General features: G+C 64.6%; 6 protein-coding genes and 5 pseudogenes. 7 read left to right on the top strand and 4 right to left on the bottom strand.

The annotated features are described in order from the left end of the window. From AC1DY5_RS34005 to AC1DY5_RS33990, 4 genes and pseudogenes are all read left to right on the top strand, one after another. Nucleotides 1-1,852, top strand: a pseudogene (locus tag AC1DY5_RS34005) (hypothetical protein); the annotation flags it as partial. Nucleotides 1,853-2,603: 751 nt separating this feature from the next. Beyond that, nucleotides 2,604-2,765 (top strand): annotated as a pseudogene (locus tag AC1DY5_RS34000) (SDR family oxidoreductase); the annotation flags it as partial. Between the two features lie 14 nt (nucleotides 2,766-2,779). Next, nucleotides 2,780-3,628 (top strand): formate/nitrite transporter family protein, encoded by an 849-nt coding sequence (locus tag AC1DY5_RS33995; RefSeq protein WP_478118690.1) that lies wholly within the window; start codon nucleotides 2,780-2,782, stop codon nucleotides 3,626-3,628. Between the two features lie 100 nt (nucleotides 3,629-3,728). Beyond that, the gene (locus AC1DY5_RS33990) at nucleotides 3,729-4,088 is read left to right on the top strand and encodes an acyl-CoA thioesterase (RefSeq protein ID WP_478118688.1); all 360 of its coding nucleotides are present in this window, start codon (nucleotides 3,729-3,731) and stop codon (nucleotides 4,086-4,088) included. 43 nt (nucleotides 4,089-4,131) lie between these two features. Here AC1DY5_RS33990 and AC1DY5_RS33985 read toward each other — a convergent pair whose 3' ends face one another. After that, on the bottom strand, nucleotides 4,132-4,602 hold the full coding sequence (locus AC1DY5_RS33985; RefSeq protein ID WP_478118686.1) for an RNA-guided endonuclease InsQ/TnpB family protein: 471 nt from the start codon (nucleotides 4,600-4,602) through the stop codon (nucleotides 4,132-4,134). A gap of 53 nt (nucleotides 4,603-4,655) precedes the next feature. Continuing rightward, a pseudogene (locus AC1DY5_RS33980) lies at nucleotides 4,656-4,775 on the bottom strand (transposase); the annotation flags it as partial. A gap of 56 nt (nucleotides 4,776-4,831) precedes the next feature. On the opposite strand from AC1DY5_RS33980, the pseudogene AC1DY5_RS33975 reads away from it, so the two are divergent. The 3 genes and pseudogenes from AC1DY5_RS33975 to AC1DY5_RS33965 all read left to right on the top strand — a co-directional run. After that, a pseudogene (locus tag AC1DY5_RS33975) lies at nucleotides 4,832-5,077 on the top strand (alcohol dehydrogenase catalytic domain-containing protein); the annotation flags it as partial. 417 nt (nucleotides 5,078-5,494) lie between these two features. Beyond that, nucleotides 5,495-5,854 carry an alpha/beta hydrolase gene (locus tag AC1DY5_RS33970; protein ID WP_478118684.1) on the top strand — a complete coding sequence of 120 codons (360 nt, stop codon included), beginning with the start codon at nucleotides 5,495-5,497 and terminating at the stop codon, nucleotides 5,852-5,854. 109 nt (nucleotides 5,855-5,963) lie between these two features. Further along, nucleotides 5,964-6,476, top strand: coding sequence for a hypothetical protein (locus AC1DY5_RS33965; RefSeq protein WP_478118682.1), 513 nt, complete (start codon nucleotides 5,964-5,966; stop codon nucleotides 6,474-6,476). A 688-nt stretch (nucleotides 6,477-7,164) separates the two neighbouring features. Here the strand turns inward: AC1DY5_RS33965 and AC1DY5_RS33960 are convergent. Together AC1DY5_RS33960 and AC1DY5_RS33955 are read right to left on the bottom strand one after the other, a co-directional pair. After that, the gene (locus AC1DY5_RS33960; protein ID WP_478118680.1) at nucleotides 7,165-7,407 is read right to left on the bottom strand and encodes an RNA-binding protein; all 243 of its coding nucleotides are present in this window, start codon (nucleotides 7,405-7,407) and stop codon (nucleotides 7,165-7,167) included. Beyond that, a pseudogene (locus AC1DY5_RS33955) lies at nucleotides 7,404-7,818 on the bottom strand (acetate/propionate family kinase); the annotation flags it as partial. The pseudogene AC1DY5_RS33955 and the gene AC1DY5_RS33960, both read right to left, overlap by 4 nt.

The raw sequence follows: 7,818 nt of genomic DNA, 5'->3' as shown, positions 1-7,818 counted from the left end.
GCTTGAGCGTCTGCAAGGCAGTCCATTGTTCGCGGGCTCTGTCCGCCTAGTCGCGTTTCTTCGCTTTGTCGTCGAAGAAACGCTCAACGGCGGCAGCCGCTCGCTCAAGGAAGCCGTCATCGGCAACGCCGTGTATGGCCGCGATCCGCCGTATGACCCGCAGATCGATTCGACGGTGCGGGTGGAGGCGGCGCGCCTGCGTCGCAAGCTGAAGGAGTACTACGCCGGTGAAGGCCGATTCCATCCCGTCGCAATCAGCCTCCCGACGGGCAGCTACGTTCCTACCTTTGTCGCGAACCAGGTTGACGACGGCGCGAAGCCTCCCGAGGCGACGACGGGCGGCAGCAGCAGCTTGGAGATGTTGGGCGGCACGGCAATCGCCGTTATGCCGATCAGCGTCCTCACCGGCTCAGGGGATGAAGTGTTCGCACAGGCCCTGGGCGGCGAATTGGTGGCAGGCATGGCCCGATCGCCCGGCTTGCGGGCCGTTTCGCACGTCTCCGCGCTGCAGTACAAGGACCGAAACAATCTGCAGGCCGTATCGGCGGGTGACCTCGGCGTGGATGGCTTGCTGCGAGGCGCGTTATGCCGGTCAGGTGGAGATCTCGGAGTGACGATCGAGCTCTGCGATCACCGGGGCCTCGTTCTGTGGACCGAGCGCTTCGTTGCGCCCAGCCTCGACGGGGTGGCAATGCGTCGGCGAATTTGCGCCGCCGTGCTCGGGCGCGTCCGCTTCGACGGCTGCCCGGGTCCCCACGCCGTGGAAACCCTTGCGACGGTCTTGCGTGCCCGACAGCTCCTCGACGAGCAGACGCCCGACGCCCTGCGCGTCGCGCTGCAGCTTTTCTCGAGCGTTTGCCGATCTGCTCCGGACTACGCACGCGGCCATGCGGGCGTCGCCGACGCCTATTGCGACCTGTACCGCCTCGGGCTGGTCAGCCGCGCGATTGCACTCGGCGCCGCAAAGCCGGCCGCATTGCGCGCATTGCAGATTGACCCGCAATCGATTGAGGCGCACGTGGCGCTGGCGACGATCTCGTGCTGGCTCGAAAGAGGGCGGATGGCGGCCGAGGCCAACTTCGAGAAAGCGCTGGGCCTCGGCGAAGACGCACGCGCCGCGCGCTTGTACGGCAAGCACCTGACCCTGGTCGGACGCCACGAAGAGGCCGCCGCGATGTTCTGTGCCGCGCGCGAGTTGGAGCCGTATTCCGTGCATCAGGAAATCGTCGAGGTGAGGAGTCATTATCACGCCCGACGCTACGACGCCCTCGTGGCCAGGGGGTGTGACAAGGATGCGCGCCCTCGGTCTTTCGAGGCTCTGTTCTACCTGGCGCTCGCCCAGGTCTTCGCAGGTGAGCACGCTGCAGCGCGCCCCTTCGTCGCTGAAATCGGGCATGTCGCCGGCAAGTGCCCCGATCTGATTTTCGCGCGTGCCGAACTGCAGGCATGGCTCGGYGAACCGCAGCGGGGTTCGGCTTTGCTCAAAGACGGGGGCAGCGACGCGACCCACTTCGCTCATGCGACGCTCGCGGCAGCCGTCGGCGACGAGTCCCGGTGCCTGGACGAGTTGGAAGCGGCAGTTACCCGCCGCGAACACGCTACAGTGTGGCTTCGCGGCGATGCCCGATTCGATCGCGTGCGCGATTCCAGCCGATTTGTCCAACTGCTCGAGCGACTCGATGGCGACCAGGCTGAGCTGAGCTATTGCGAATACCTGATCGACCATGGCCTGTGTCCGCGCGGCTTTACGCGCCGGGGGCGAGCGGATGAGTGCCCGTCAGGCCGGCTGGGTCAAACCGAAGTTCCCCGCAGCGGCGGACGAGATACCTTCGTGGTTCAAGCACTCGCTTGACTTGGCGAGCAAGTTTTCTTTTTACGGCTTGATGTCTTGCAGGAGCGCGAGGGCGCGCTCGACGGTGGCCAGCGCCTTGTAGATGCGCACGGCAGTCGGCCGAGTCCAACTGCGCCGCGCTCACCGACGTACGGATGATGCAAATGCCGTCCATCGCCGCCTGGGCGGTGATCGCGCAGCGTCGGCGCACGTAGGTGAAGGCGTCGCTGTCGATGGTTGGCTCGAAGTGCATGGCCACTTTGTACTGGTTGACCTTTCCCACTCGCACGCCGATCTCGTCACGCCCGGGCCGCTTGAGCGCGTCCACGCCGGCCTTGATCTTGTCGAGGCTTCGTTCGGCTGTTAGTCACGCGTAGCTCACTTCTTTGGACGGGCACGCGTCCATAGATTCGATTCGATCCATTCACCAGGCAGCGCTCCAACCGGTGGACGTAGCACATGCGCCATGGATCGAAACGCCAATGGACGGGGCAGATATTAAGAAATTCTTCCAATTTAGCCCCTCTTCCTTGGAGGCACAGCTTCAGGGTTCGAGGGGGTAAAAGTCGATCCGGTTTAACGCGCTCCGTGCTGCGGCGATGTCTAGACACTTTACGCGCGATATGCTGATCGCCCGGCCCGGCTCTCGCCGTGCGGTGCCTCGATACGTGACTCACTCGATCTCACTCCCGTCGACTTGCGCGACTTCCTACGATGCGCTGCAACACCAAGCCCATCGTCAATCCGCAACCGTCCGATCACGAGCAACCGAATGAACACACGAGATCCCTGCCCATTGCTGCGCGGCGCGAAGGCGCTCGTCGTCGGCATCGCGAACGAGCATTCGATCGCGCACGGCTGCGCGCGCGCGTTCCGCGAGCTCGGCGCCGAACTGGCGCTGACCTACCTCAACGACAAGGGTGGCCTGCACATCATGGCCTGAAGCGCATGCAAGAACCGATCAGCCACGGCGGCTTCGACGCCTACTCTCCCAAGGAAATTGCCGGCCGAGTGGAGGCCTTCTCCATCGTGAAGGCGCAGTTGCCGCTGTTGTCCCTGTGGTTGCTCGGCATGCTGGCTGGCGCCTTCATAGGACTCGGCGCGCTAGCGTACACGATGGTGGCGAGCGACGGCAGTCTCGGCTTCGTCGCGTCTCGCTTCGTCGGCGGAATCGCATTCTGCCTCGGGCTCATGCTCGTGACGATCGCGGGCGCCGAGCTCTTCACCGGCAACATCATGCTCGTCATGGCGTGGGCCGACGGCCGAGTCGACGCCGGCCAGGTCCTGCGCAACTGGATCGTCGTGTTCATCGCCAACCTCGCGGGCTGCATCGCCCTGGCGATCCTCCTGTGGCTGTCGGGCAGCGCCGCGCTGAACGACGGCCTGGTGGGCCGCGCAGCGCTGCGCATCGCCATCGGGAAGGTGCAGCTGCCGCCGACCGAGGCGTTCGTGCGGGGCGTGCTGTGCAACGCGCTGGTGTGCATGGCGGTGTGGATGGCGTACGCGGGCCGCAGCGTCACGGACAAGGTGGTGGCCATCGTGTTTCCCGTAACGGCCTTCGTCGCCGCCGGTTTTGAGCACTCGATTGCCAACATGTACTACTTCGCGCTGGCGATGCTGCTCGGGGCGCCGATCGGCATCGCCGACGCGCTTCACAACCTCGTGCCGGTCATCGCCGGCAACATCGTGGGCGGCAGCATGCTCGTGGCGCTGGTGTACTTCGTCATTTACGTCCGCGGCGGAAATATCCGCAACAGTCGTCCGGCCGCGCTGAACTCGCCCGAAACCACACCGTGAATCCTGCCGCTTCCAACCCTTGATTCTCCGTATGAACAGCAAAGCCGAATCCTTTCCAGGGCTCCCCACCGACAAAGAGCTCGTGCTGCGGGAGATCCCCATGCCAGCCGATATCAACGCCAACGGCGACATCTTCGGCGGCTGGGTCATGGCGCGGCTCGACCTCGCCGGCTCGGTGTTGCTCAAGCGACTGGCCCGCAGGCGCATCGCCACCGTGGCCGTCAACCAGGTCGTCTTCGAGCACCCCGTCCACGTGGGCGATCTGCTCAGCTTCTTCGCCGATGTCACGCGAATCGGCAATACGTCGATCACCGTGGCGGTAGAGGTCTATGCGCAGCGGCCGCAGGCGGCCGAGCAGGCCGTCAAGGCGACCGAGGCCACGCTGACCTACGTCGCGATCGGCGAGCACGGAAGGCCACGTCCGGTGCACGCCGGCGGACTCGTCGAGGCGGCGCTGTGAGAACGGGTGGGGCCCGAACTTCATCGAGCTGCGCTTCGTTCCGTCATTTCGAGTGATGCTTGACGTCATTCCCGCCCTGAAGGACGAGGATTCCTGCTGAGGCGGACTGCGCTTTACGCACGGGCCACTCCTTCGGTGGGTTCCTGCTTCGCAGGGGCTGCGTGCTTAGTCCTTGCGGACGCCGTGCGTCTAGCCACCCCTCCACAGGCAGCGGGCTTCGACGAAGTAGCCCAGACCGCATGCCCCGCGGCAGAATGTTCTTTGCGGCGTTGACGTCCGCATGCTCTGTGTGGCCGCAGGCCACGCAGGCGAAGAGCGCCTGACTCTTTCTGCTTTCTGCCGCCTCATGTCCGCAGACGCGGCACGTGCGGCTGGTGTAGGCCGCGTTCACGGCCAGCACCTGGCCGCCGTGCGCAGCCAGCTTGTATTCGAGTTGGCACCTGAACTCGCCCCAGGCGGCGTCGAGGATGCCGCGGTTGAGGGCGGCCTTCTGGCGCACCTTCTTGCCCGGCATCTGCGCATTGCCGCGCGCCGAGGCGCTCATCGCCGCAACGCGCAGGTCTTCGAGTTGGGGTGCACATCGTGCAGCTTGGCCAACTCCGCCAGCGTCTTCTCGCCCTTGATGGTGTCCAACGCCACCTTGGCCTTGAACAGTGGTGAGTGGTTCCGGCGCGGTCTCTTGCTCATGGTCTTCCTGCTTTCTCGGGCCTCAGGCCCGGGTTGATGTCGCAGAGTTTCCACTTATCGCTGTGTTCCGATTTTCGGGGTCACCTCTGGCACTGTGCTCGGCCATGAGGGGCGTCGTTGACGCCGTGGGCCCCGGCATGACCACGTTCAAGCCGGGAGACAGGGTGCTGATCTCGTGCATGACCGCCTACGGGAGTTGCGAGTCCTGCCGCAAGGGCATGTACTCGCACAGCACAACTGGCGGCTGGATCCTGGGCAACAGCATCGACGGCACTCAGGCCGAGCTTGCTGGCCCGGCGCATCAATGCAAGGCAACCGATCACGCGCCACTTCAAGTTCGCCGAGATACTGAAGGCCATCGTCGAGAGTGACGGCCCTTGGTGTGCTGCTGCACAGACCCGGCGATCAAATCGACGCCGACACGTGTAAATTTGTCCATGGGACTTCCCCTTCAAAGGTTTGCAGATTGACTTCCAAGCACGTCAATCTTGGCACTCGATGCCGTTGCCTGTAAGTGGGAAGCCCCTTCGTATTCACATCGATGCCGTTACCGATGGCGTTCATCCCATTGATGGAGTTCGAGAAAGCTCGAAAACGATTGCGATCGACGTTCGACGGTGCGGCGCTAGTCACGCGTTACTCACTTCATTGGGCGGGCCTGGGTACATAGCATTGAGGCATTGCAATGCCCCGATACCTCTGAATCAAGGAAGCCCAGAATGAACGCCACCAAGCTCCTCTCCGCCATCGCCATCCCCGTCGCCGTTGCCGCCGTCGCCGGCGCTTCCCACGCCGAAACCTACGACGGCGTGCACGCGCTGACCACCGGCGCCAGCCGCGCCGCAGTGGCCATCCAAGGTGTTGCAGCCGCTCGCGCCGGCGACCAGTATTCGGAAGCTGCCGGTGCTGGCGTGCAAGAGTTCACCTCGACTGCAGACCGCAGCGCCGTTCGTGCCGAGGCCGTGACGAAGGCGCACGACCCGTTCGCCAACCTGTACCGCTGGGCCTTCTACCGCGATCAAATCCCCGCTCAATACTACAAGCCGAAGGTTTCGTTTACGCGGCAAGCAGTTCGCTGATCCGGTCGAACGCACAAGAGAAAACGGGCGCCCGGGAGCCCCGGGAGACCGCGGGCTCGGCACCCGTTTCGTTTCATCAATTGATGCACAACCGCTCAAGGAAGGCCTCATGCCGATCGTCAACGCCCTGCGCTGCGCAATGCTCGGTTTCGTGGAATCCATGCCCTGCAGCGACCGGCCCGCAGCCCCGTCCGCGACGTCGGCGACCAGGTCGTGTCGCATGTGCACGGAGCAGGCCCTGCCGAATTTGCTGAGCGCCTTCCGCACGACCGGCGGCGTGATGACGGACGACGCGCTCGCCGCGCTGCTGCGCAAGCGGTGGGTCCAGCCGATTTCGGTGGTCGCGCGCTGGATCGTCGATCGGCAGGTGGTCCATTTCACGCTGGGGTCGCAGCTGATGTTGCCGCTGTTCCAGTTCGACCTGAAGAATCATGACGTCTTGCCGAGCGTCGGCCGGGTGATTGCGCAGCTCGGCGACAGCTTCGACGACCAAGAGCTTGCGCAATGGTTCGACGAGGCCAACTGCTGGCTGCACGGCGCCACGCCCGCGGAAGCGATAGCCGAGGATTTCTCCGCGGTGCTCGAGGCGGCCCGGGCCGATCGCTTTGCGCTGGAGGGTTGAGCGCGTCCGCTTCTTCAAGTTCACCTTTCGCGTCGGCGTGTGTGTCGAAGTTCGCATCTGCCACGCATCGATGTCAATTGACAAGTGCGAGCGGTGGCGCTGACATCGCGGGGCGACAACCGGGACGGACACTGAAGCGCCGGCCACGTCGATCTCGACCGCATGAGTGAACGGGCCTGGAACAACTACTTCTTCGCGCGCGCCCTCATGGGTCGCGAGGTTGCGTTTCCCAGCGTCCAGGCCGTCGATTGAGCGAACGCCACGGAAGGAGCACACCATGAGGTACGCCGAAGCCGACATGTGGGTCATTCCCAAGACATCCCGTCTGATCGTCGCGTTGGCCATACCTTCGTTGATCTCTGCCGCAGTCGCCGCAATAGCGCTTGTGCAGATCACGCCTGCGAACACGGCGACGGCGCGGTGCGGTGCGCCTACGACGCCGCCGATCGAGTGGCGGGCCTTGAACGATGCCCTTCGCGCGCACCCGAGCCGTTGCGTGTTGTAGCTCTTGAGGACGACCCTCCGGGACACTGGGACCAGCCTGCCGCGCCTTGCGCTCTGCCGCCGAGTTCGGGATAGGCCCGGAAGATCCCTTCTTCGTTCAAGGCGATCCAGCTTGGGACATGTTCGGATTTCCTGCCTCGGCGGTCGCCACCATCGCGCAAGGGACGGCGGCCGGCCACTATCGTTAGTGGAGCATCACGTGCACGGCGAGCCCCTTGCGCTTCCAGTACAGGCCGTTCAGGCGACCGGCCAACCGATGCAGCACTTCGGCCCCGGCGCTTTCGAACGTGAGCAGGACCCCGGGGCGCGAGCCATCCCCAGGCACCTGCAGCATGGCGTCGAATCCCGGCCCCCCGTACTTGTGAAGAAGAGCCTTCAGCTCGTCGCTTGTGACGTCGGCCGCGACGTTTTCGATCCAGAGTTTCATTCCACTGCTCCTGTCGCTTCGCGTTGGCGTGCATGTCCCAGCAGCTCGAGGGTGTGCCGCGCTATCATCAGTTCCTCGTTGGTCGGGATGACCCACGCCGCGACCCGGCTCGCCGACGTGCTGATGTGCGGCCCGCGCGCCTCGTTCGCCGCATCGTCGAGTTCCACGCCGAGCCACGCGGCGTCGCGACAGATGCGCGAGCGGATCGTAGCCGCATGCTCGCCGATGCCGGCCGTGAAGACGATCGCATCGATGCCACCAAGGGTCGCGGCCAGCGCCCCGAGTTCGCGTCCGACGCGATAGACGAACAGGTCGACGGCGTCGCGCGCCCGTGGCTCGTTCGATTCGAGCAGGACACGCATGTCGCTCGAGATTCCCGACACGCCCAACAGTCCCGACTCGCGGTAGATC

The organism is Variovorax sp. P4_D9, assembly GCF_056401695.1.
This window is presented reverse-complemented; position numbering and strand designations above follow the sequence as displayed.